The organism is Pseudomonadota bacterium (assembly GCA_039024915.1).
Lineage (GTDB): Bacteria > Pseudomonadota > Alphaproteobacteria > Rhizobiales > MH13 > MH13.
In genome coordinates, this window is the sequence record JBCCPK010000002.1 from 405,696 (window position 1) to 428,974 (window position 23,279).

Annotated in this window: 18 protein-coding genes; 6 read left to right on the top strand and 12 right to left on the bottom strand. The window is 58.6% G+C overall.

Annotated elements, in window-relative coordinates:
• Window positions 1-5: 5 nt before the first annotated feature.
• Window positions 6-398 carry a hypothetical protein gene (locus tag AAF739_05190; protein ID MEM6382049.1) on the bottom strand — a complete coding sequence of 131 codons (393 nt, stop codon included), beginning with the start codon at window positions 396-398 and terminating at the stop codon, window positions 6-8.
• Here AAF739_05190 and AAF739_05195 point away from each other — a divergent pair.
• Together AAF739_05195 and rpoH are read left to right on the top strand one after the other, a co-directional pair.
• A complete protein-coding gene (locus AAF739_05195) occupies window positions 397-1,428 on the top strand; it encodes an RluA family pseudouridine synthase (protein MEM6382050.1) in 1,032 nt (343 codons plus the stop codon). The genes AAF739_05190 and AAF739_05195 overlap by 2 nt on opposite strands.
• A gap of 153 nt (window positions 1,429-1,581) precedes the next feature.
• A complete protein-coding gene (rpoH, locus tag AAF739_05200) occupies window positions 1,582-2,469 on the top strand; it encodes an RNA polymerase sigma factor RpoH (GenBank protein ID MEM6382051.1) in 888 nt (295 codons plus the stop codon).
• A 118-nt stretch (window positions 2,470-2,587) separates the two neighbouring features.
• On the opposite strand, the gene AAF739_05205 is transcribed toward rpoH, so the two are convergent.
• Window positions 2,588-3,643 carry a hypothetical protein gene (locus AAF739_05205; GenBank protein MEM6382052.1) on the bottom strand — a complete coding sequence of 352 codons (1,056 nt, stop codon included), beginning with the start codon at window positions 3,641-3,643 and terminating at the stop codon, window positions 2,588-2,590.
• A gap of 10 nt (window positions 3,644-3,653) precedes the next feature.
• Window positions 3,654-4,991, bottom strand: a complete 1,338-nt coding sequence (locus AAF739_05210; protein ID MEM6382053.1) for a hypothetical protein — start codon at window positions 4,989-4,991, stop codon at window positions 3,654-3,656.
• 192 nt (window positions 4,992-5,183) lie between these two features.
• Between AAF739_05210 and AAF739_05215 the strand changes: the two genes are divergently transcribed.
• Window positions 5,184-7,193: an adenylate/guanylate cyclase domain-containing protein gene (locus AAF739_05215; protein MEM6382054.1), complete on the top strand. Its 2,010-nt coding sequence runs from the start codon at window positions 5,184-5,186 to the stop codon at window positions 7,191-7,193.
• Here AAF739_05215 and AAF739_05220 read toward each other — a convergent pair whose 3' ends face one another.
• Entirely contained in the window at window positions 7,194-8,633 is a 1,440-nt protein-coding gene (locus tag AAF739_05220) for a hypothetical protein (protein MEM6382055.1), read from the bottom strand.
• A gap of 208 nt (window positions 8,634-8,841) precedes the next feature.
• Window positions 8,842-10,137 (bottom strand): adenylosuccinate synthase, encoded by a 1,296-nt coding sequence (locus AAF739_05225; protein ID MEM6382056.1) that lies wholly within the window; start codon window positions 10,135-10,137, stop codon window positions 8,842-8,844.
• Window positions 10,138-10,333: 196 nt separating this feature from the next.
• On the opposite strand from AAF739_05225, the gene AAF739_05230 reads away from it, so the two are divergent.
• The 3 genes from AAF739_05230 to AAF739_05240 all read left to right on the top strand — a co-directional run bounded on the left by AAF739_05230 (window position 10,334) and on the right by AAF739_05240 (window position 12,958).
• Window positions 10,334-11,269, top strand: coding sequence for a DMT family transporter (locus AAF739_05230; protein ID MEM6382057.1), 936 nt, complete (start codon window positions 10,334-10,336; stop codon window positions 11,267-11,269).
• A 2-nt stretch (window positions 11,270-11,271) separates the two neighbouring features.
• The gene (locus AAF739_05235) at window positions 11,272-11,922 is read left to right on the top strand and encodes a thymidine kinase (GenBank protein ID MEM6382058.1); all 651 of its coding nucleotides are present in this window, start codon (window positions 11,272-11,274) and stop codon (window positions 11,920-11,922) included.
• Between the two features lie 100 nt (window positions 11,923-12,022).
• Window positions 12,023-12,958 carry a DMT family transporter gene (locus tag AAF739_05240; GenBank protein ID MEM6382059.1) on the top strand — a complete coding sequence of 312 codons (936 nt, stop codon included), beginning with the start codon at window positions 12,023-12,025 and terminating at the stop codon, window positions 12,956-12,958.
• Here AAF739_05240 and serA read toward each other — a convergent pair.
• The 7 genes from serA to ybgF all read right to left on the bottom strand — a co-directional run bounded on the left by serA (window position 12,948) and on the right by ybgF (window position 23,069).
• Window positions 12,948-14,534 (bottom strand): phosphoglycerate dehydrogenase, encoded by a 1,587-nt coding sequence (gene serA / locus AAF739_05245; protein ID MEM6382060.1) that lies wholly within the window; start codon window positions 14,532-14,534, stop codon window positions 12,948-12,950. The two genes, AAF739_05240 and serA, sit on opposite strands and share 11 nt — an antisense overlap.
• Before the next feature lie 88 nt (window positions 14,535-14,622).
• Window positions 14,623-15,780, bottom strand: coding sequence for a phosphoserine transaminase (locus AAF739_05250; GenBank protein ID MEM6382061.1), 1,158 nt, complete (start codon window positions 15,778-15,780; stop codon window positions 14,623-14,625).
• Window positions 15,781-16,084: 304 nt separating this feature from the next.
• Window positions 16,085-16,900, bottom strand: a complete 816-nt coding sequence (locus AAF739_05255; protein ID MEM6382062.1) for an outer membrane beta-barrel protein — start codon at window positions 16,898-16,900, stop codon at window positions 16,085-16,087.
• A 217-nt stretch (window positions 16,901-17,117) separates the two neighbouring features.
• The gene (glmM, locus tag AAF739_05260; protein MEM6382063.1) at window positions 17,118-18,464 is read right to left on the bottom strand and encodes a phosphoglucosamine mutase; all 1,347 of its coding nucleotides are present in this window, start codon (window positions 18,462-18,464) and stop codon (window positions 17,118-17,120) included.
• Between the two features lie 194 nt (window positions 18,465-18,658).
• Complete coding sequence (gene ftsH, locus AAF739_05265; GenBank protein ID MEM6382064.1) at window positions 18,659-20,593, bottom strand: ATP-dependent zinc metalloprotease FtsH; 1,935 nt, start codon at window positions 20,591-20,593, stop codon at window positions 18,659-18,661.
• Between the two features lie 236 nt (window positions 20,594-20,829).
• On the bottom strand, window positions 20,830-22,179 hold the full coding sequence (gene tilS / locus AAF739_05270; GenBank protein ID MEM6382065.1) for a tRNA lysidine(34) synthetase TilS: 1,350 nt from the start codon (window positions 22,177-22,179) through the stop codon (window positions 20,830-20,832).
• Window positions 22,173-23,069: a tol-pal system protein YbgF gene (gene ybgF / locus AAF739_05275; GenBank protein ID MEM6382066.1), complete on the bottom strand. Its 897-nt coding sequence runs from the start codon at window positions 23,067-23,069 to the stop codon at window positions 22,173-22,175. Before ybgF ends, tilS begins: the two co-directional genes overlap by 7 nt.
• Window positions 23,070-23,279 lie beyond the last annotated feature (210 nt).

The window sequence follows — 23,279 nt, forward strand, 5'->3', positions numbered from 1 at the left end:
CGGACTTATTCACCCAAACGAATAACGCCAACGACCTGCCATGTGGCTCGGTCAACCTCGATTATTGTCGCGAATTGGGGGCCGTTTGTCGCGACAAACAACGACCTGTCGTCCTGGCTCAAGGCCGTCACGACCGCGCCGGGAAACTCTGACGCGATCAGCTGCCGAACCTGTTCCGCCGGAATTGGGACTGGGTAGTTCTCTGCAGGCGGTGCGCTGGACGGGTCGGCAAGTGAGCGATACAGGATCACCCCAAGGACAGCAAAAATCCCAAGAAACATGATCCCAGACGAGACCAGGGAAAGCCGCCGCATCTTTGCTGCCATCGCTTCGAGGCGCGGGTCGAGCGGCTCTTCATCATCGGGTAGCTGCGGTTGCGGGCGCGCGGATTGAACCATGGATGACGATGTTCCGCGTTCGGGTGGATTGGAGGGCGACGTTGTGCGCTTTCAAGCATCCAGCGACGATAACGGCAAGCGACTTGACGCGGTTCTGACCGCCGCTGCCGCAACCGAGCGTCCGCTATCAAGGAGCAGGGTTGCTGAGCTGATCCGCCAAGGGCTTTGCAAGGTCAATGGTCAAGTCGAACGCAGCCCAGCGAAGAAGCTGCGCGGCACTGAGGTCCTGGCGCTTCGCATTCCGCCACCCGAACCGGCGGAGCCGGAGCCGGAGGCAATCCCGCTGGAGATATTGTTCGAGGATGAGACGGTCGTCGTTCTCAACAAACCAGCGGGCCTGGTCGTTCACCCCGCCGCAGGCCACCCGTCCGGAACCCTCGTCAACGCTTTGCTTCACCACTGTGGTGGCAGCCTATCGGGTATAGGCGGTGTTCGCAGACCGGGTATCGTCCATCGCCTCGACAAAGATACCAGCGGTGTGATGGTGGTGGCAAAGACCGATCAGGCCCATGCCGATCTGGCCGCCCAATTCGCGGACCATGGCCGCACCAACCGGCTCGATCGCCGCTACACGGCATTCGTTTGGGGCTCTCCAAAGCCAAGGCTGACCATTGATGCGCCGATCGGACGCGATCGCGCCAACAGGCTCAAAATGCAGGTTCGTGACGGACCAGGATCTCGCGCTGCAATCACGCACACCCAACGCCTAGATAGCTTTGGCAACAAAGATCGTCCGGTCGCAGCGAAAATCGATTGCCGCCTCGAAACCGGCAGAACACATCAGATTCGCGTTCATCTCGCCCATATCGGTCACGGCCTGATTGGTGATCAGGACTATGGTCTCCGGGATCGTACGCGGGGCAATAGGTTGTCCGAACCGGCAAGATCCTTTGTCCAAGGCTTTGGCCGGCAAGCGCTGCAAGCACGATCATTGCAGTTCTCGCATCCAAAAACCCAGCAAACCGTGCGGTTTGAGGTCAATCCCGACGCCGATATGGTCGAGCTCGAAGAGCACCTCAAGCAAGCGTGAACAATTCGTAATGAACAAGACCCCTGATATTTTTCGGGGGCAAAGCCTATATACACGTCAACCAAATCGTCGCTAACCGCGTAAACCTACGCGAAAGGGGCCGCAATCCCGTGCCTTTAAGGGCGGGAGTAAAGAAAGGGAGACCGTGGAAACATGGCTCAAGCTATCTCGACACTTCCCTCCATTGATGGGGGTCTATCGGGCTATCTGAACGAAATTCGCAAGTTCCCGATGTTAGAGCCAGATCAAGAGTTCATGCTGGCAAAGCGCTTCACCGAGCATGGTGACGCCGAGGCTGCCCACCAACTGGTGACAAGCCATCTGCGTTTGGTCGCAAAAATCGCAATGGGCTACCGTGGCTACGGTTTGCCCATCGGTGAAGTCGTGTCTGAAGGCAATGTCGGACTGATGCAGGCCGTCAAACGCTTCGACCCCGACAAGGGCTTCCGCCTTGCAACCTACGCCATGTGGTGGATTAAGGCATCCATCCAGGAGTACATCCTGCGTTCGTGGAGCCTTGTGAAAATGGGGACGACTGCAAATCAGAAACGGCTCTTCTTCAACCTGCGCAAGGTCAAAGGGAAGATCTCGGCGCTGGAGGACGGCGATCTGCGCCCAGAGCAGGTGACCGAGATCGCCAACCGTCTGAACGTTTCTGAAGACGAAGTTGTGTCCATGAACCGGCGTTTGGGTGGTGATACATCACTGAATGCGACAGTCCGTCAGGATTCGGAGAGCCTGGAGTGGCAGGACTGGCTGGTCGACGAAAGCGACAGCCAAGAGTCGATGTTGATCGACACTGAAGAGCGCGACAACCGGAAGTCCATGCTGGTTGACTCGCTTGACGTCCTGAACGATCGCGAACGCCGCATTTTTGAAGCGCGGCGATTGTCGGAGGACCCTCTGACGCTAGAGGAGCTCAGCCAAGAGTTTGGCGTCAGCAGGGAGCGCATCCGACAGATCGAAGTCCGGGCATTCGAGAAAGTGCAAGAAGCAGTCGTTGCCGCTGCGCAGACGCTCGAACAAAGGCCGGCTGTCTGACAACCGCTTTCCCTGGCAAGCGCATTCCCTGGGGCTTAACAGCGAGACGCCTTAGATCATTGATAAAGCCGGGCGGCATGAACACCGCCCGGCTTTTTGTATTTGGCTTATTTGCCCGTTAGTCTAACGAGGAGCCCAGGTTGTCGGGGTCGGAGATCAGCAGGTCGCTTAGATCGCTATCGATCAGGTCGCTGAAGTTGTTGAGATCGGGATCCGCAGGCTCAGGATCGCGGTTAAAGCCGAACTCCTCGCCTTCCCCCTTGCCAAGAAGCTCTTCGATCAGCTCGTCGACGCGCACTTCAAGTTCGAACGTGTCGATCTCATCCACCGGTGCACCGGAAAGGTCCGGTACGACGCCCGGTAACGGCTCTACATTCGGAAGCGTCGTAACATTTACGCTCGGCAAGGTACTTGTCACGCCGACCGTTGGTATCTCGATCTTCGCAATAACGTCGGCGGCGATGTCATCTGGTACCGCAAAACTCGATGTCGGTGCGGCACCTCGACCCGGGACAAAAACACCAAAGCCTTCCCTACGGATCGCAACACGACCAGCCGCGGTTTGCACAATGACCCGGCCACGCTGCGTCAGTCCCTGATAGGATACAGACGGGCCGCCCAAGATGACAAAAACTGCGGTGGCCGGATCGATCCCAGCAAGACCGACCGCAACACCAAGGCGGACCGCGAGGTCGACCGCCTCTTGACCAACCACAATGTCTACAGACGTTCCGCGGATACCGATCGTGGCTGAAGGTGTGGTCATTTCAATGCTGTCGGGCGCCACAGCTCCAACGGAGCCCGAGACAAAGCGGAAGGCGCCGCGCGTCGCAGAAGCTGCGATCTGACCGACGGATCGATCAGGATCATAAATAAACCGGGTGATGGTCAGATCATTGTTTTCGCCAATCGTGAACACGCTCTCATCCAGCAAAAGAACTTGCATGCCAGATAAGGTTTGCGTGAGGACACGGTCGCCCAGAAACATCGATTGACCGCTACTGGCGGATGACGCGTTGATCGAAACCGAGCCGCGAACGGCAGCGCTCACGCCAACCTGCTGGGCGCTAGCCGGTTGCACCAAAACCAACCCTGCGACCACCGTTGCGACAGCAGGAAGCACCGATCGCGTGTTCAGCAGAGAGATCAAAGCGGAGACCTTTTGATGGATCATTGCTCGGCCCTCACAACGAAAACCGGCGTGCGATCGCCAAGCCGAATGTCCAGCCCGCATTGTCGTAAATCGCAACATTGGACTGATTGACGGAATATTTGACGGTCGCTTCCGCAGCCCACAGCGGAGCAATCTGCCGATCATCATTGACGCCGAAGCCCCGCGCGATCTGATCGAATGGAACTGCAACTGCAAAATCCAGAACGTAACGCGTCTCTTCCCGCGCCGGCCCGCCGTAACGCGGATCGGTCGCCTCATAATCAGCATCACGAATATGACCGCCAAGCCGCAGGCTGATGCCTTCGGAGCTGCGAAAGCCAACGGTTAAACCACCGCCAAAAGCCGTGTAGCTGTACCAGGGACTGTCAGCGTCATGGTCAATCACCAACCCGTGGACCGTCGTGCGCCACCGATCACTGAACCGGTAGGTGACATGTGGTCGGAACGACGCGTACCGTCCATCCGCATCACCGACATTCGCCGCCGATAAAACGCCAACATCGGCGCCCTTATGCGCCAAGGTGGTGGCAAACCCGGCTTCAACGCGATCACTGAGATCGAAGTTCAGCCGAACACGGCCGCCCAATGTGCTGCCGTAAAAGTCACTTCCAATGAAGTCGATGGCGCCAATTGCCAGCAGATCAACTGTCCCGCTTCCGAAATCGAAACGTGGTCCCAGCGCAATTGAACTGCCCGAACGCGCGTCCGCATCGTCCAGCACACGAAGCCTTGAGCGGCTTTCGGCGATGAACGCGTGGCCGCTGCCAGCAGCAAAAGGCACTTCAGCGAACAGACTTAGTTGGCCAACACCCCCAAATGCTCCGTCATCGGGAAAGGCGAACGGTACGCCGTTCAAAAGGCCTGAACCTGGCCGCAGCTGAGCGTTACCCTGATAGAGGAAGCCCGTGCGGAGCGTTCCGTAAACCCTAGCGGATCCTGCGGGCGAAGAAACGAGGGATTGAAGATGGTCTGCTCGAGCGCGGTCAGCGGCATCCAAAGGACGGTTTTCCAGAAAATCGAGATCAGATTGCGCAGCGCGATCATCCCCTAGCCGGATCATGACCGCGACGCGGACAAGGCGGGCCTTGTCGAATTGTGGGTTGAGCAATAACAGGCGCTGCAACGTCACAACTGCGCCCTCAAAATCGCCCGCGCGCATCTGCGCGTTCAAGAAGCGCATATTGACGTTCAGGTCATCGGGTGCCGTCAGAACGGTATCGTAGGATGCCGTTTCAAGTTGGTCCGCGACGGCGCCACCGACAACGCCCGTAGCTGCCGCCAAAGCGATCGGAACGGCTACGCGGGCCTGCTTTAGGACTTGGGAGGCTTTTTTCGTTGGGAAGAGCATGCTCAATTGGTCGTCGAACGCCCTAAATGAGCGTTAATAAAAGGTTTACGCATACACTAGGGGCAAGCCCGCCTTCCATGCAAAGCCACCTCAAAGAGCAAGCCGTAGAAAGCTTGCCGTTACGCCAGCTTTTTGAAAACCTGTGACCGATTTACCGCAAGTTGGCGGCCCAAGCTTTCCCACCGAGTGACAATGGTTCGCCGTGTTTCCCGCTATCTGATTCCCGCATGCGCAGGATTTGTTGTTGTCCTGCTCTGCCTGTTTGTCCGCGTATCGGACCCTGCGCCACTGGAAAACGCCCGCGAACGGTTTTTCGACTTTTACCAGCGGATCGACCCACCAACTATCGGCACCGACGTCCCGGTGCGGATCGTCGACATTGATGACAGGTCGCTCGCGGCACTCGGCCAGTGGCCCTGGCCGCGAGACCAGCTTGGTGAAATGCTCAGCGCGCTGCATGCCGCCGGCGCCGCCGTTGTTGCGTTCGATATGACGTTTCCAGAGCCTGACCGCTCTAGTCCCCAGCGGGTATTGGACGACCTTGATATACCCGCAGAGGTTCGGCGGCAGCTTAATGCCGCTCTTGCCAATTCTGGCGACAATGATGAGGCCTTTGCCCAAGCGATTGCAGCCGGGCCGACCGTCCTTGGCCTGACGCCCTCGTCGAACCCATCCGATTTTTCCCCATCCGCTGGGCTCGCCACCCTAGGTCCCCCACCGCTTGCGGCCTTGCTGAACGCATCTGGGGTCCTCGACAACGTTCCGGTGCTCCAGCAGGCTGCCGATGGTCTGGGCGGAATTCACGTATCGCTGTTCGACGACGACGCCGTCGTCCGGCGCATACCGGCCTTTATTGCGATCGGCGACAACCTGCTGCCAAGCCTGTTTGCCGAGGCGTTGCGCGTCGCACAAGGCGAGCAGAGCATTATTCTGCGGACCAATCCCAGCTCCAACAATCCTGACATCGGCATACCCGAAATCGCACGGATCGGCGCGTTTGACGTGCCGTTGACCCCGACGGGCGCGTACCGTGTGCTGTACGGTCAACTCGACCCTGCCCTAACGATTTCCGCAGTCGATGTGTTCCAATCTGCCGGTACCCCAGGCGACCTTTCGAGCCGCGTCGATGGGACGATTGTACTTGTCGGGACGTCCGCTCCTGGCCTGTTCGATCTACGCGCTTCACCTTTAGGCAGCTTCATTCCCGGTGTAACAATCCACGCCCAGGCACTTGTTGGCGTGCTCACCGGCGCTGGTCTTGCCCGTCCCGACTGGGCGGTCGGCCTTGAGATCGTCGCGATCGCGTTAGTGGGCTGTCTGGCCCTGGCCCTTGCACTGTTCGCACCCCCAGCACTCGGCGCTTTCATCACCGCTGTGGTGATTGGGCTGGTCGGCTACGGATCGGTCTGGGCCTTTTCCAACCCTCAGATGTTGATCGACGCCTCAGCGCCGGCAGTTACCGCGATTCTGACCTTTGTTGCGGTGACAGTGCCGCGTCTTTTGCTGACCGAAAGGCAACAACGGTTCATCCGTAACGCCTTCACCTTCTATCTGGCTGAGCCGGTCCTCGCGCGGCTGGAGCGCGATCCAGATGCTCTGAGCCTGCGCGGCGAAAGACGCGTCCTGACGGTGCTCTTTATGGATGTACGCGGCTTCACTGCGCGGTCGGAAAGCATGGCGCCAACAAACGCGGTCGATCTGCTGAACGCGCTTCTCGACCCGCTGTCCGAAGCCGTGCTGGCCGAAGAAGGAACCATCGACAAGTTCATGGGCGACGGGATGATGGCTTTCTGGAACGCGCCCCTCGATCAGCCCGACCATGCTGAGCGGGCAATCCGAGCGGGTAAGGCGATGGTCGCCGTGGTCGACGATACCAACAAGCGCCTGCAACTCGACCCACCACTTTCCATTGGTGTCGGGCTCAACACCGGCGACGCTTTTGTCGGAAACATGGGGTCGAAGCGTCGCTTCGCCTACTCGGCGATTGGTGACACCGTCAATCTGGCAGCACGTGTGGAGGGACTGACCTCGATGACCGGCGCCCCACTGCTTATTACCGAAGCAACGCGAGCGCATGCACAGCAAGACGGCGAGGGTCCTGCCAACGAGCAAGCGCTTGTTTTCGCGGGCGAACACAAAGTTAAAGGACGCCAGAAAGCGGTTCGCGTTTACCGCATGTTTGACGAGGCGCTTGACGCCTGATCACTGGCTCCAAGCGGTCAATGCCTGTTGAAACACCTGCTCACCATCCGCGCCCTTCTCAAATGAGATAATGGCACGGCGGTTGTCCGAGTAAAGGATAGGAAGGTCGAACCACTGTCCTTCCTGGAGGAGCGGCAAGTTGACCGACAAATCGGTTTCGCTTGCTGCGAGCGCTTGCCAGAAAACGCCTGAGCCAAGGTCCACAATGGCACCGCGAAGGGGATCGCCGCCGGCCTGTTCCTCAGGTTTCACAACGACGCCGACAAGCTCAGCAATGCCATCGGTTGGAAAGCTCTCAGAGGTATTGAATGAAAACTCGAGCAGATGCGACGCGGGCAGCGTTTCGTCGAGATTACGGCTTATCCGCAAATCAAGCGAAATACCGCGCCCCGGCACTTCAATCGTCCCGACGATGACGGGCACGCCGTCGACCGTCTCGAGACGCCATATTGCCCGCCCTGGTGCAGTAAACCCGGCCGCCTCAGGCGTCAGACCCTCTTCATACAGAACCGCGTTCTGCGCGACTGGCAGAGTGCCGTTTTCCGGCGCCTGAGGAACGGCAGCGACCTCCGGTTCCGCTTCTACAGGCGCTTCTTCCTCAGCGACTTCATCGCCTGCTGCAGCGTCGTCATCCTGGGCCGTCGGCTCTGGTTCCGCAGTGGGCAGTGGCTCCTCAACAGTCCCCTGATTATCAGGCAACAGCCGCTCGCTGGAGCGGGTCGGATCCGCTGCTCCCACTTGCCGAGCTTCCGGAGCCGGGGGAAGCTCTTCCTCCACCGCTGGAGCTTCGGCAACCGGCCCCTGATCCCGAAGACCATAGAACCAGACCGCATACGCTCCGCCGCCTATCACCAACAGCGCAACAAGGGCTCCAATCCACCCCCCACTGGAGCGACGCTTCGTCGTACGTTCCAAAGCTGCTTGGCTTCGCTCGGGTTCGAAATCTGGAAGCGACTGCGGATCAGGGTCACCCACAAGAGCTGGCGTGGGATCGGACGCAGCAAGCGGCGGTTCCTTTGCGGGCTTAGGTTTTAGTGCGGACACTGCAGCAGTTGCGGTGGCGGGCTGCATGTTTTGGACGGCAGCGGCCAATTGTTCTGCAGCCGGCGCGGGCGCGTTGGCGGAGCTGGATGGCGTGGCCTGGTCCACGCCAGTGCCTGTGGCTACCGAAGCGGCATCTTGCGCTTGGGATGAGGCAGCCGACCGGCCGCTCGCCGCGAAGCTTCCCTGGCTGGCAACGTCGGCTTCAACCTTGCGGATCGCCGACTCAAGCGCCAGCCGCTGGCGTGAAATATCTTCGGGAGGCAGGGGAGGCTCAAAGCCGCTCAACTGACGGATGAGCGCCTGGCGTGCACGCTCGTAGATCTTGCGACGTTCTTCGCCCGTAGCATCCGGCCGACTGGCCAATGCCTTGCGCAGAATCGCATTGAAATCCGCCATGATGTCCTACCACACTCGATTTACAGGCCAGATGAAGGCAATTCATCTGACAAACAGTTGGGCTCTTCACCTTTGCGCGCTTACACCGCCCGAATTCAGCGCAATTCCGTCCGTATGCAAGCCAACCTATCAGCAAAATCTCGCTTCGCGGTCAATGACTTGGTGAAAACCCCTCTCATTGAGCACGAAAAGCAGCCTACGGTTCGACCTAATCCTTAAAGGGATCGTGCACGAGAATGGTATCGTCGCGCTCCGGACTGGTCGATAAAAGCGAAACCGGCGCACCGATCAACTCTTCAACGAAACGCACATATTTGACCGCTTGAGCGGGGAGATCCGCCCACGAGCGCGCGCCAACTGTGGGTTCGTTCCACCCCTCCATTTCGGTGTAAATCGGTTTGACCCGCGCTTGTTGGCCTTGGCTGGCCGGCAGATAGTCAATCGCTTTGCCGTCCAAATCGTATCCAGTGCACACCATCAGCGTTTCCATGCCGTCGAGCACATCGAGCTTGGTGAGCGCGATACCGTTGATACCATTGATCGCCACCGCTTGGCGGACCAGCACCGCATCAAACCATCCACAGCGCCGCTTTCGCGCGGTAACGGTGCCGAACTCTTTGCCGCGCTCGCCAAGAAGCTGGCCGACATCGTTATCCTGTTCGGTCGGAAACGGCCCCTCGCCGACCCTGGTTGTATAGGCCTTCGTAATTCCCAGAACGTAATCGATCCGGTTGGGACCGACGCCGGAGCCTGCGGATGCGCCGCCAGCAACGACATTGGAGGATGTGACGAACGGGTAGGTCCCATGATCAACGTCCAGCAGCGTCCCCTGTGCACCTTCATAAAGGATGCGCTCACCGGCCCGCGCCTTGTCATCAAGGACACGCCAGACCTTATCCATGAACGGCAGCACGCGGTCCGCGACCGACGTAACCTCATCCATGATAGCGCTGTGTGAGATTTCCGGTTCATTCAGCCCACGCCGAAGGGCGTTATGGTGAGTTAGCAAACGATCCACTTTGGCGGGCAGTGTCTCATGATTGGCAAGGTCCATCACCCGGATCGCGCGCCTGCCCACCTTATCCTCGTAGGCTGGACCGATGCCGCGGCGCGTGGTTCCGATCTTCGTACCAGAGTTCGATGCGGCATCCTCTCGAATCCCATCAAGCTCGCGATGAAGTGACAGGATGAGCGGGGTGTTTTCGGCGACCTTCAAGGTATCAGGCGAAACGTCGACACCTTGCTCGCGCAGCTTTTCAATCTCCTGCACAAAAAAGTGCGGGTCGAACACCACGCCATTACCAATGATGGAGAGTTTTCCGCGCACCACACCGGATGGCACCAGCGAAATTTTGTAGGTCACACCGTCGATGACAAGCGTATGGCCAGCGTTATGCCCGCCCTGAAAGCGCACAACCACATCGGCGCGCTCCGACAGCCAGTCGACGATTTTTCCTTTACCCTCGTCACCCCACTGGGAACCGACAACAACCACGTTGGCCATAAATGGGGCCTTTCCGAACTTTCTTCATCAAACGCACCGACGCCCCGCATGCAGGCCAGAGGCAATGCACCGGGGCGCGTCAGGTTCCTTATCACACCCAGTCCCGGTGTAACCCCCTCCCGTTTACTCACAAGCTGCTCAAGGTCGGCAGTCGATGCGCTTGCCATGCCTTGTCAAACAATGTTGGAGAGAGCTCATGGGCCTACTCTCCAATCCCTACATTGTGCTTGCGCTCACCAATCTCTTCTGGGCCGGCAACACCATTGCCGGCAAGATAGCAGCCGGGGCCATTCCGCCCTTCACCTTGACCTTTGTCCGCTGGGCTTGCGTGGCTTTGATTGCGTATGCGCTGGCCCGCCCCTTACTCGCCGCGCATCGGCAGACGATCGCCAAGCATGCGCTGTTGCTGCTGACGATGGGCGCGCTGGGCTTCTCGTTGTTCAATACAGCCCTGTACTCGGCGCTGAACTACACGTCGGCCATCAATGTCGGCATCGAGCAGGGAACGTTCCCAGCGGTAATCCTGTTCCTGATGTTTGTGGTGTACCGCGAACGCATAACCGCGCTTCAGGCGGTTGGCGTTGTGCTGGCGATCGCTGGTGTGATTGCGGTTGCATCGCAAGGGTCGATTGAGCGGCTCGCAGCACTGCAGTTCAATGTTGGCGATGTGATCATGATGGTCGGCGTGTTGTGTTTTGCACTTTACTCGATCCAGTTGCGGCGCAAACCCGACCTGCCCTGGCAAGTGTTTTTCTTCATGCTATCGGTCGGAGGGTTGATCGCGAGCATTCCGTTTTTTGCGCTTGATTTGGTCAATGGTCGCTATCCCGAACCGGAGTGGCGGGTTGTCGGCGTCCTTGCGTACGTCATCATCTTTCCCAGCCTTGTCAGCCAAGTGCTGTGGATCCGAGGGGTTGAACTGATCGGGGCTGGCCGCGCCAGCTTGTTCATCAACCTGATACCGGTCTTCGCGACCATCCTTGCGGTGACGCTGCTGGGTGAGCCTTTCGAGTGGTATCACATGGTCGGCCTCGTCTGCGTTCTGGGCGGCATTGCACTTGCGGAGTGGTCCAGCCGCCGCAAGGCGCGGCAAACGCTGGCGAGAGCGCCCGTGACGCAGTCGGCGAATTAGGGATGGCGAAGCTCTACTTCCACTATTCCACCATGAACGCTGGCAAGTCGACGATGCTGCTGCAAGCGGCGCACAACTATGCCGAACGCGGTATGACCACGGTGCTCCTGACCGCGCAGCTCGACGACCGCGCCGGGCAAGGCACGATCGGCTCACGCATCGGGATCGATGCGGTGGCCGAGACATATGATACACAAACGGACATCTACGCATTTGTGATCGCGCATCTGGCGAAGCTTGTTGCGGCCCAAGAGGAGCGGCCAGCCTGCATTCTCGTTGATGAAGCCCAGTTTCTTGCCGACGACCAGGTCTGGCAGCTGGCCCGGGTTGTCGATGAGATCGGTATTCCGGTCATGGCCTACGGGCTGCGCGTCGATTTTGCGGGACAATTGTTCCCCGGCTCGAAAACCCTGCTTGCGATCGCCGATGAGCTTCGCGAGGTGCGCACGATCTGTTGGTGCGGCAAGAAAGCAACGATGGTCGCGCGCATAGGCGATGACGGCCGTGCGGTGACCGGTGGCGCGCAAATCGAGGTTGGCGGCAACGACCGTTACGTTTCGCTTTGCCGGCGTCACTGGCAACAAGCGATAAACGAAGCGCAGGGCGGACCGATCCGCGCGGTCGACCCGGTTTTGGGCACTCAGCGGAGATAGCGCCTCAACCATCTATTCTAACGGCGTTCGCTATCGGGTGTCGCTACCCTCTCCGGCATCTTAGTGAACAATACAGCGCCTGCTTGCCACGAGCTCTACCATGACAAATCCCGTCGGCCAGAAAACGATGTCCACCTCAGCGTGGGCGCTTCTGCTGCTGCTATCCTTCTTATGGGGCGGTTCGTTCGTGTTTGCCAAAATCGCGGTCGCAGAGATCCCGCCGTTTACGCTGGTCTTTCTGCGGGTCGCACTGGCCGCGGCGACGTTGCATCTGGTTCGGCTAGCGCTTCGCATCCGCATGAAATGGGGGCTTCGAAACGCCCTCAACTACGCGGTGATGGGCTTGTTCAATAACGTTATCGCGTTTTCGCTGATGTTCACCGGTCAGACCCAGATCAGCGCGTCTCTTGCGGCGATCCTCAACGCGTCAACGCCCTTCTTCACATTGCTCGTCGCAGGCTTGCTACTTGCGGACGAACGCCTCAGCGCCCGCAGGATCGCCGGGCTGATCGTCGGGTTCGCAGGCGTGATTGTGGTCATAGGCCCGCGTTACCTTTTGGGCATGGGCGAGAACCTGATCTTCGAGCTGATGTTGATCGGAACCGCGATTTCCTACGCATTTGCAGGCGTTTGGGGGCGCCGGTTCGCAGGCGAACACCCTCTCGCCACCGCCGCTGGTCAGTTGACCGCCTCAACGATCATCATGCTCCCAATCATGCTGATCTTTGACGATCCGCTCGCCTTGCCAGCACCGTCTGCCACCGTTGTCGCTTCGGTGCTGGCGCTTGCGATCGTATCGACCGGCTTCGCCTACGTTCTGTTTTTTAGAATTCTCAAAGTCGCGGGGGCGACCAACGTCATGCTGGTGACGATGCTCGTCCCCGTTTTCACCGGCCTGATCGCCGTCCCGCTCCTTGGCGAGAGTGTCGACGCACTTAAGATCGCCGGCATGTTCATCATCGCCGTCGGCATGGCGGTCCTCGACGGGCGACCTCTGGCGGCAGCCCGTCGAGCTTTCGGGCTGGCTAGAAGCTGAGCTTTTTCGCCGAAACCACACCTTCGAGCGCTGTGATGTGAGCGATCACGTCGTCCCCAACCGGTTCATCGACCTGAACCAGCGCGATGGCATCATCGCCCTTCTCCGCACGACCGAGATTAAAGGTGGCTATATTGATGTGCGCTTCACCAAGCACAGATCCAAGTCGGCCAATGAAGCCCGGTTTGTCGTGGTTGGTGACGTACAGCATATGCTCGCCGAACGAGCCTTCCATATCGATACCCTTGACCTGGATGAGGCGCGGTTTGCCGTCGGCAAAAACGGTGCCAGCGACCGAGCGACTTTGCCGTTCCGTGGTGACCGTGAGGCGCATGTAGGTCTCGTACGCACCTTCCTGGCCGCGTTTCGTTTCCTCAAGCGCGATACCTCTTTCCTTCGCCATCGCGGGCGCTGAAACCACATTCACCGTTGACAGAAGCGGCCGCAACAGCCCTGCAAGCGCCGCCGACGACAGCGCCTTTGTGTTCATCTCCGCAACATCGCCGGCATATTCGATGGTGACGCCGGTTATTGCGGTCTCGGTAAGCTGGCCCGCGAACGATCCGATGTACTCGGCAAGCTCGACATAGGGTTTGATCCGCGGCGCTTCTTCCGCGGAGATGGACGGTGAATTGAGCGCATTGGTCACGGCACCGGTCGTGAGATAGTCCGCCATTTGCTCGGCCACCTGGAGCGCCACATTCTCCTGCGCTTCCGACGTGGAGGCGCCCAGATGCGGTGTGCAAACCAGGTTCGGCGCACCAAACAGGACGTTCTCCGTCGCGGGCTCCTCTGCGAATACATCCATTGCCGCTCCCGCCACATGACCAGAATCGAGGGCCTCCCGCAGCGCCGCTTCATCCACAAGGCCGCCGCGCGCGCAGTTGATGATCCGGACGCCGGGCTTCATTGTTCTGATCGCCTCAGCGGAGACGATGTTCGCGGTCTTGTCAGTTTTGGGGACATGCAAGGTGATAAAATCTGCACGCGCGAACAGTGCATCAAGTTCGACCTTCTCCACGCCAAGATCGATGGCGCGCTCTGGCGTCAAGAATGGATCGTATGCAATCACCTTCATGCGCAGGCCTATTCCGCGTTCGGCAACGATCGAACCGATGTTGCCGCAACCGATGAGCCCCAGCGTCTTGCCGGTGACCTCAACGCCCATGAACTTCGACTTCTCCCACTTGCCGGCCTGCGTGGACGCGTCCGCGCCTGGAATTTGACGGGCACAAGCGAACATCATCGCGATGGCATGCTCAGCGGTCGTGATCGAATTACCGAAAGGCGTGTTCATCACGATGATCCCACGCGCGGTGGCAGCCGGTATATCCACATTGTCAACGCCGATGCCCGCGCGTCCGATCACCTTGAGATTGTCGGCGGCGGCGATCAGCTTTTCAGTGGCTTTTGTTGCAGAGCGGATGGCGAGACCGTCGAATTCGCCGATCATGGACAGCAGCTTGTCTTTGTCCTTGCCCAGTGTGGGCTCAAACGTCACGTCGACACCGCGGGATTTGAAGATTTCCACCGCTGTGGGGGAAAGGCTGTCGGAAATGAGAACGCGTGGCGCCATCTTGGGCACTCCAATCTTGAGAATTTGCGTGAATTAAGGGATCGGTGCGCGCTGGGGCGCGCACCAGAAGAGAAGATTTTACAGCGGTTTATGCGGCTTGCTTCAGAGCGGATTTTTCTGCCGCAAATGCCCAATCGAGCCACGGCATCAGCGCTTCCATGTCGGAAGCCTCTACCGTTGCGCCAGCCCAGATGCGCAAGCCAGCAGGCGCATCGCGGTATCCCGCTATGTCAAGCGCGACGCCCTCCGCTTCAAGCCGCTTGGCGATCGCCTTCGCGAACGCTGACTGTGCCCCATCGTCGAGGGCCAGAACATCAGGGTCGACAATCTTCAGGCACACCGACGTATTTGATCGTGTCTCCGAGACCTCCGCGAGGTAATCGATCCACGGCGTCGCCTCAACGAAGCTGTCTATGACGGCGGCATTCGCATCAGCGCGCGCAATGAGCCCTTGCAAGCCCCCGACGCTTTCCGACCAATGAAGCGCATCGAGATAATCCTCGACGCACAGCATGGATGGCGTGTTGATCGTTTCGCCCTTGAAGACGCCATCTATCAACTTGCCGCCCTTGGTGAGGCGGAAGATCTTCGGCAGCGGCCAAGCCGGCGTATAGCTCTCAAGGCGTTCGACGGCGCGCGGGCTCAAGATGAGAATGCCGTGCGCAGCTTCTCCGCCAAGAACCTTCTGCCACGAGAAGGTTACGACATCGAGTTTGGCCCACGGCAAATCCTGCGCAAAGGCCGCCGAGGTCGCGTCGCAAATCGTCAGTCCGGCGCGGTCATCGGGGATCATGTGGCCATGCGGCATGCGCACGCCAGACGTCGTACCGTTCCAGGTGAACACGACATCGGTATCGTAATCGATGGCCGCCATATCCGGCAGGTGGCCATAGGGCGCTGTTACTGTGTCGGCATCGATTTTAAGCTGCTTGACGCAGTCAGTCACCCAGCCAGCGCCGAAGCTTTCCCAGGCCACCATCGTGGTTTTGCGCGCGCCGAGCAGGCTCCACATGGCCATTTCCACGGCGCCGGTATCCGACGCTGGAACAATACCCACCCGGTATCCCTCTGGAACGCCGAGGATGGCAGCGGTGCGGTCGATTGCGTCTTTTAGCTTCGACTTTCCAATCGCAGAGCGATGGGAGCGCCCAAGCGCTGCATCTTTGAGAGTTTGGAGGCTCCAACCGGGGCGCTTCGCGCAGGGGCCGGACGAAAAACGCGGATTGACCGGCCGCGTGCCGGGCATCTGTGTGCTCACAATGGCTATCCTTCCAGATAGAAAGCCCCTCGTTGGGGAGGGGTGTCCCACCGCTGCGCATACAGGCGGCGACCTTCGAACGCAAGCGCAATGCCTCTGGGCATCGAACAGGTGCGCCAAAAGGTGCAAACCGATCACGGTCCAGACAACGACGACAAAAGCTGATTCTGTGAACGAACTTCAAAAGGTCGCTGAACGCAAAAATGCCGCCCATTCAACGTGAACCGGGCGGCATCTGAATGTACTTCTCAACTTGAGAGGTGTCGTAAGCGGTTAACCTTCGAGTGGAGGTTTAGTACCCGAGATAGTCGGAACCACCGAACTCCCAACGCATGCCGAGGTGCAGGTCATGCGATGTCAGTTCATTAAACTGAAGTGGGTTGTCAATGACATTGGTGCCGTCGAAGCTGATGATGTCGCCCGACTCAGCATCGCCAAGATTCAAATAACGGTAGCCAAGTTCAACGGCGAAATGATCGGTGACCTGGTAGGCCAAGCCGGCATGCAACGCCCAGGCAAACTCCCAGTCACCATTGTCCTCAGCGTAGGCAACGCCAGCGTTCGGAACGTTAAGGTCAGAGAAGCCAGAAATCTCTGTGTACGTCGCACCAACGCCGGCACCAATATAAGGTGTCAGCTTGTAATAGGTGCCCAAATCCACGAATGCGTTCGCCAGGAAAAGGAACTCAGACTTGTTGGCCGTGATGTAATTTGAGTTGGTCGGAACACCGCCGGCAGCGCCAGAATAACGATCTAGCTGGCTATACCCAGTCCGCATGCGGTATTCGGCAGACACATCCGCGCGGAACCACTGGTTGAGGCGATAACCAACAGCACCGCCGAAGACACCACCCGCCTCAAATTCTGAGTTCAGGATATCAACATCGAAAACCGCCGGATCGCTATAGATCGCGTTATCAACCGAGTCGACCTGCTGGTTTGAGAATCCAACATAGCCGCGCAGATAAAAATTACCGCCGAACTCGGCCTCATATTCCGGCTCAAAGTCGATCACTGGAGGGGGGGTAAGGTCTGCGGCAAACGCTGAACCTGCAAGCAGGGTCGTAGCGAGCGCACCGATGACCAGAGATTTGGAGGGATTACCCATCACAAGAATTCCTTCTTCGCTATCGAACGTGCTCCCGCCGCGCCTTGCGATGGGCCGTTTCTGTCGCGAACTATCAGCGAAGAAGGTTAAGACAGGTTTAAGCTTAATTTTTACCGTTAATTGAAACAGTTAACGCATAGTAAGATTTATTGCTGAACAGTAAAACATCATGCAGTCTTCAGTGGTAATTGTAAAACCGTGCAGGTGCCAAGGGCAGTTACGCGGCTTTTCGGATCGTGTGGCACAAATCGTCGACCAGCGCCTCAACCAACGTGCGGTCATCGCCTTCCGCCATGACCCGGATCAGCGGTTCGGTCCCGGAAGGCCGTATGACCAACCTTCCACGGTTGCCCAGCTTGTCGCGCGCCAGATCAACCGCCTTTTGCACACCATCATCGCCCAACGGGCTGTCGCCATCGAACTGCACATTTTTCAAGATCTGCGGGACGGGCTCGAATCTATGACACACTTCGGACACGGGCTTTTGCCGTTGCGCGACGACGCTGAGAATTTGTAACGCAGAAACCAGTCCATCGCCGGTCGTGACATAGTCAGACAGGATGATGTGGCCCGACTGTTCGCCGCCAACATTGTAACCGTGCTGGCGCATATGTTCGACGACATATCGGTCGCCGACCTGGGTGCGCACAAGGATCAAACCCCGATCGCCGAGATAACGTTCCAACCCGAGGTTCGACATGATGGTGGCAACGACGCCCGGCTGCGTAAGCCGGTCCTCGGCGTGCCACCTATCAGCAACGACCGCCATCAGCTGATCACCCTGGATAAGGGTGCCGGTCTCGTCAACCAGCACGACCCTGTCAGCGTCACCGTCCAGAGCAATCCCGATATCCGCCCTGAGCTCGCGCACCTTTGCCGAAAGCGATTGGGGCTGTGTCGAGCCGCACCCCGCATTGATATTCATGCCATTGGGCTCATTGCCAATCGTGATGACCTCGGCGCCCAGCTCCCAAAGCACCGCAGGCGCTACCTTATAAGCCGCTCCATTGGCGCAATCGAGAACGACGCGCATACCCGACAGGCTAAGCGAGCGGGGCAAGGTCCGTTTGGCGAATTCGATGTAGCGGGCCTGCTCGCCCTCCACACGCTTAGCGCGCCCAAGATCAGCAGACGCTGCGAGCAGTTCAGTCGGCGGCGCCTCCATCAAGTCTTCGATCTGAAGCTCGATCTCGTCCGACAGCTTGTAGCCGTCCGGCCCGAAAAGCTTGATGCCATTGTCATAATAGGCGTTGTGCGATGCGGAGATCATCACGCCAAGATCGCAGCGCAATGACCGCGTCAGCATGGCAATCGCAGGCGTCGGCATAGGTCCAACAAGGAACACATCCATGCCAACGGAGGTGAACCCCGCCACCATCGCATTCTCGATCATGTAACCTGACAGCCGCGTATCCTTGCCGATGATGACACGATGACGTCGGTGCCCGCCATTTCGGAAGTACTTGCCGGCAGCCATGCCGACCTGCATGGCGGTCGCCGCCGTCATTTTACCGGCATTGGTCCGACCCCGAATCCCGTCGGTTCCGAAGTACCGTCTTACCATCGCCATAACCCCACTGAACTCAAGCTACGTGACCTTACGCGCTCGGCATTAGCAGATACCCACCGCTTGGCGACCCCTTGCAGATCGCAGCTCGCTCAAACATCGTATCGAAGATTTACAGGTTCACCTCATACCAAAAAGCCCCGGCGTTATCCGCCAGGGCTTCCTGATATGCTTACCAAAGAACTCAAAGCTTAGCTGGGTTGGGGTTCCATCCCACCGACACCAGCGTCACCGCCCTTATCCTTCGGCTTTGCGCCTGCCGATGGCACCGCCGAACCACGCGAACGAGTTGGCGTATCATCGGCGTCGTCCTCACGCACCGGAGCTTTGCCCTCAAGCAGCGCAAGAATCTCGTCGCCTGAAAGCGTCTCGTACTCCAACAGACCCTGCGCAATCGTGTGAAGATCATCGATATCGTCAGTGATGATCTTCTTGGCTGTCTGATAACCCTGCTCGACGAAGGCTTTGACTTCCTCATCGACCATCTGCTGCGTTTGCTCGGAGACATTCTGGCTCTGCGCAACAGAGTGCCCAAGGAAGACTTCCTGCTGGTTTTCGCCGTAGAGCAGCGGACCAAGCTTGTCGGACATGCCGAATTGGGTTGCCATCGCTTTGGCCAGCTTCGTCGCCATCTGGATGTCGCCCGATGCGCCCGAGGTCACTTTCTCGTAGCCAAAGATCTCCTCTTCAGCGACACGACCACCCATGGCAACCGCGAGATCGGCGTAGCACTTGGCACGCGTCAACGACACCTGGTCCTTCTCAGGCAGGCGCATCACCATACCCAGCGCACGACCGCGCGGAATGATCGTGGCCTTGTGAACCGGATCAGATGCCGGCATGCGCAGCGCTACGAGAGCATGTCCAGCCTCGTGATACGCTGTGAGTTTCTTCTCTTCCTCCGACATGACGAGCGTTCGCCGTTCGGCACCCATCATCACCTTGTCTTTGGCATCCTCGAACTCGTTCATGGTCACGAGCCGCTTGTTACGACGCGCCGCAAGAAGCGCCGCCTCGTTGACGAGGTTCATCAGATCCGCACCCGAGAATCCGGGCGTACCGCGCGCCAGCGTCTTGAGATTCACGTCCGGCGCCAGCGGCACGTTCCGGATGTGAACTTTGAGGATCTTCTCACGACCAACGATATCAGGGTTCGGAACGACGATCTGGCGGTCGAAACGACCCGGACGCAGCAGGGCGGGGTCAAGGACATCGGGGCGGTTTGTTGCCGCGATGATGATGACGCCTTCATTGGCTTCAAAACCATCCATCTCGACCAGCAACTGGTTGAGCGTTTGCTCACGCTCGTCATTGCCGCCGCCCAAGCCTGCACCACGGTGCCGACCCACGGCATCAATCTCGTCAATGAAGATGATGCAAGGCGAATTCTTCTTCGCTTGCTCAAACATGTCGCGGACGCGGCTCGCACCAACACCGACGAACATCTCCACGAAGTCAGAACCAGAAATGGTGAAGAACGGAACATTCGCTTCGCCAGCAACGGCGCGCGCAGTCAGCGTCTTACCGGTACCCGGAGGACCAACCAGCAGAACCCCGCGCGGGATACGACCGCCCAGGCGTTGGAATTTGCCAGGATCGCGCAAGAACTCCACAATTTCCTGCAGATCTTCCTTGGCCTCATCAATGCCAGCGACATCTTCAAACGTCACACGGCCATGCGCTTCGGTGAGCAACTTCGCCTTGGACTTGCCAAAGCCCATGGCTTTGCCACCCGCACCGCCCTGCATTTGGCGCATGAAGTAGATCCAGACCGCGATCAGAAGCAACATTGGTCCGAAGGAAATCAGAACCGAAAACAGCGAGAACCCTTCGCTGTTGGGCTGAGCGGTGATGCGCACGCCCGCGTCGGTCAAGTTCTCCACGAGTGCCGGATCGTCCGGCGCAAAGGTCGAAAACTGGCCACCGTCGGTGTAGGTGCCGGTGATCTGTGAGCCGACGATGGTCACGTCGCGAACGCGACCATTGTCAACGTCTTGCACGAACTGCGAGTAGGCGACTTCGCTGCCACCGCTTTGCCGCGTTGGCCCGGAGAACATGTTGAAAAGAGCCACCAGCAAAAGACCGATGACAACCCACAGTGCGAAATTTCGGAAATTCGAGTTCATGGACAAGTCCAGTTCTGAACGGCGGTTTGCGCCGGGTGTGGCGAGGACGCCGATTTAAAACAGTCAGCGAAGTAAGAACCAAGAAGGCTCGGACGTTGGCACGAAGATAGGTCTACAGTCGCCGCTTGCCAAGCAATCGAACCCGTTTCCGCTCGAAATCGCTAACAAATACGCACGCGACACGGCGTCGCTGACCCCGATTGCTACAAAAGTTGCGGCGCGCCGACATGATCTTCCTAACGCACAACGCCAAAGCGGATCGAAACCTCGTCGTTCTTAGGAATGCCAAAAACGGCTTCCAAACCCCAGGGAGCAGCGATCATGCGCTGGCCGTCATCAAGCGAGCATGCAACTGGCAGCGAGCGGGCAACTCGATTGGACAAACCGGTGGGACTGTGCGGCGATGCACCACCTGATGGCGCAAGCTCCGGCGACCATGGCCGGATCATAACCGGTTGGCTTGACCCGTTGATCACTGCAAATCTGTGGTCCCAAATTCCGTTTTCGTCGGCCTTGAAAGTTTGCGATGGAAAGCCGGAGCGCCCGGCTTCAGCGTACAATTCGATGTGGGCATGCTGCGGCGAAACGTTAGTCCCCTTAGCCTTACCCCAGCGCAGCGCGGCACCACAGCCGACCCACGCGCCGGTCTCCTCTTCGGATAAACGCTGCGCAACCCAAAGTGCGCGGGCCAAATCGAGTTGCTGCGCCGGTTCATCCTTACGACGAATGCCATCCACCAGCATCTTTACCGCCCGAGCGAGCACAACAGACGGCACGGATCGATCCAGCGGCCCGCATGCATATCCACGCTCCATACCAATGATCCGATCAACGCTAGCCTGCGCATAATGGCGCAAAGCTTCCGCCTCTTGCTGCGCGATGATCGCACTCTCGGCAAAACCTGCCACGATCGAACGCCCACTATCGGGTCGAGGCGCCGCCTCCAGCCATCTCCGGAAGCGAGAGCGCGTGAACCGAGCATCGTTGTTGGATGGGTCGATAGCCGCTTGCACTCCAGCGATTTGCAGGGTGTCGCGAAGCACCTGCTTTGGCCACGTCAAGAAAGGTCGAAGCACCGGCTGACTTTCAATCACAATTGATGACCGGATCGCTGATAATCCATCCGCGCCGGTCCCACGTGCAGCACGCATGAGAAACGTCTCAGCCTGATCGTCTTGCGTATGGGCAGTCAGGATCGGTGCGTTAGACGCTGCGGCAGAAAGACGGGCAAAGAAGCTGTAACGGGAACGCCTTGCCCAGTCGTGCAGATTGCCTTGCCGTTTTTCGGGTGACAGACGATTGGCGACAACAGGCAGACCGAAAAGCTTGGCGACCTTCATGACCAGAGCGACGTCATCAGCGCTACCTTCGCGCAGATCGTGGTCCACGGTCGCAACAAGGAACTGCGTGTCGCACATGCCGGAAGCCCGCAGGATCGCAAAACCCACAAGCATGGCCATCGAGTCCGGTCCCCCGGACACCGCAAGAATAGCCGTCTGTTGTTTAGAAATGAGGTTCTTTGCGTTACCCCAGAGCGGGCTCAGCTGTTCGGACAAGCCATCGAGTTTCAACTCGCTGCTTAGCACCCTGCCCTGCCCCGTTCCGTCATGGCTGTATCGAGGACAATCTGAGGCGCGCGTGGATAGTCACTGATTAGCTTGCCGAAGGTTGCGCACGCCTGCTCGTTTGCGCCCAGCCGGTCCAAACTCATCGCAAGCTTTAGAAGGGCATCGGGAACTTTGACGTCCTCTGGGTACTGATTAAAGACTGTCAGGAACTGTTCCGCCGCCGGAGTGTACTCACCGAGCGCGAAATGCGATTCACCCAGCCAGAAATGAGCGTTTGGCCGCAGAGGATCACCCTCGTAGCGAGCCAGAAACACTTCAAATTGAGTCACAGCATCAATGTAGTTGCCCCGCAAGATCTCATCATAGCCGCGCTGGTAGGCGGCGCGTGAGCTTTCGGCGATCGCCGGATCGAGTGCCGCGACCGGTTGATTGACCGGTTGCTGCAGACGGTTCGCGGGCTCCCCATTGAGTGTAAGACTTGAAAGATCAAGCGGCGCGGCCCCGTTCAAAGCTGACGGGTTGTTCACAACCTGACCGCTTGCGTCCAATTGCAACGTCCCCAGATCCTGCGGCGGCGTGCCGGTTTGTGGGGCCAAATCTGTTTGAGGAGCCAGGTCTGTTTGAGGAGCCAAGTCCGTTTGCGGGGCCAACTGACCGGGCACAGCGGCCCCTCGATCGTTCGATGGCGCGGCACTGACACCTTCAAGCTCACGCAACCGAAACTCGGTGTCTTCGCGAGCTCGCCGCAACTCCTCTTGGAGTTGACGCATCTGGAACATGAGCTGTTCCATCTGCCCGGTGATCGCTCGCATTTCACCTTCGAGCCGATCAATACGCATATTGGTCTCGGCAATTCCGGCAGACGGGACCTGTGCCAACGCGGGCGCTGATGGGATCAAGGCCAACACCACCATTCCCATCACGGTCGCTCGACACCGAGCACCGAAGCATTGGCAGGGAAGAAAGAAGAGTGTCGATGTCATGGCGTTTGGGCAGCTGTCGGCGATTTGCTATGAGCTTCTAACGGCAAACGCGGCAATTATGAGGACAGGTTCATTTACCTGTACTCTCAATACATGCCGCGTCACGTCAGGCGGGCAACGACCAGCACATTTTTG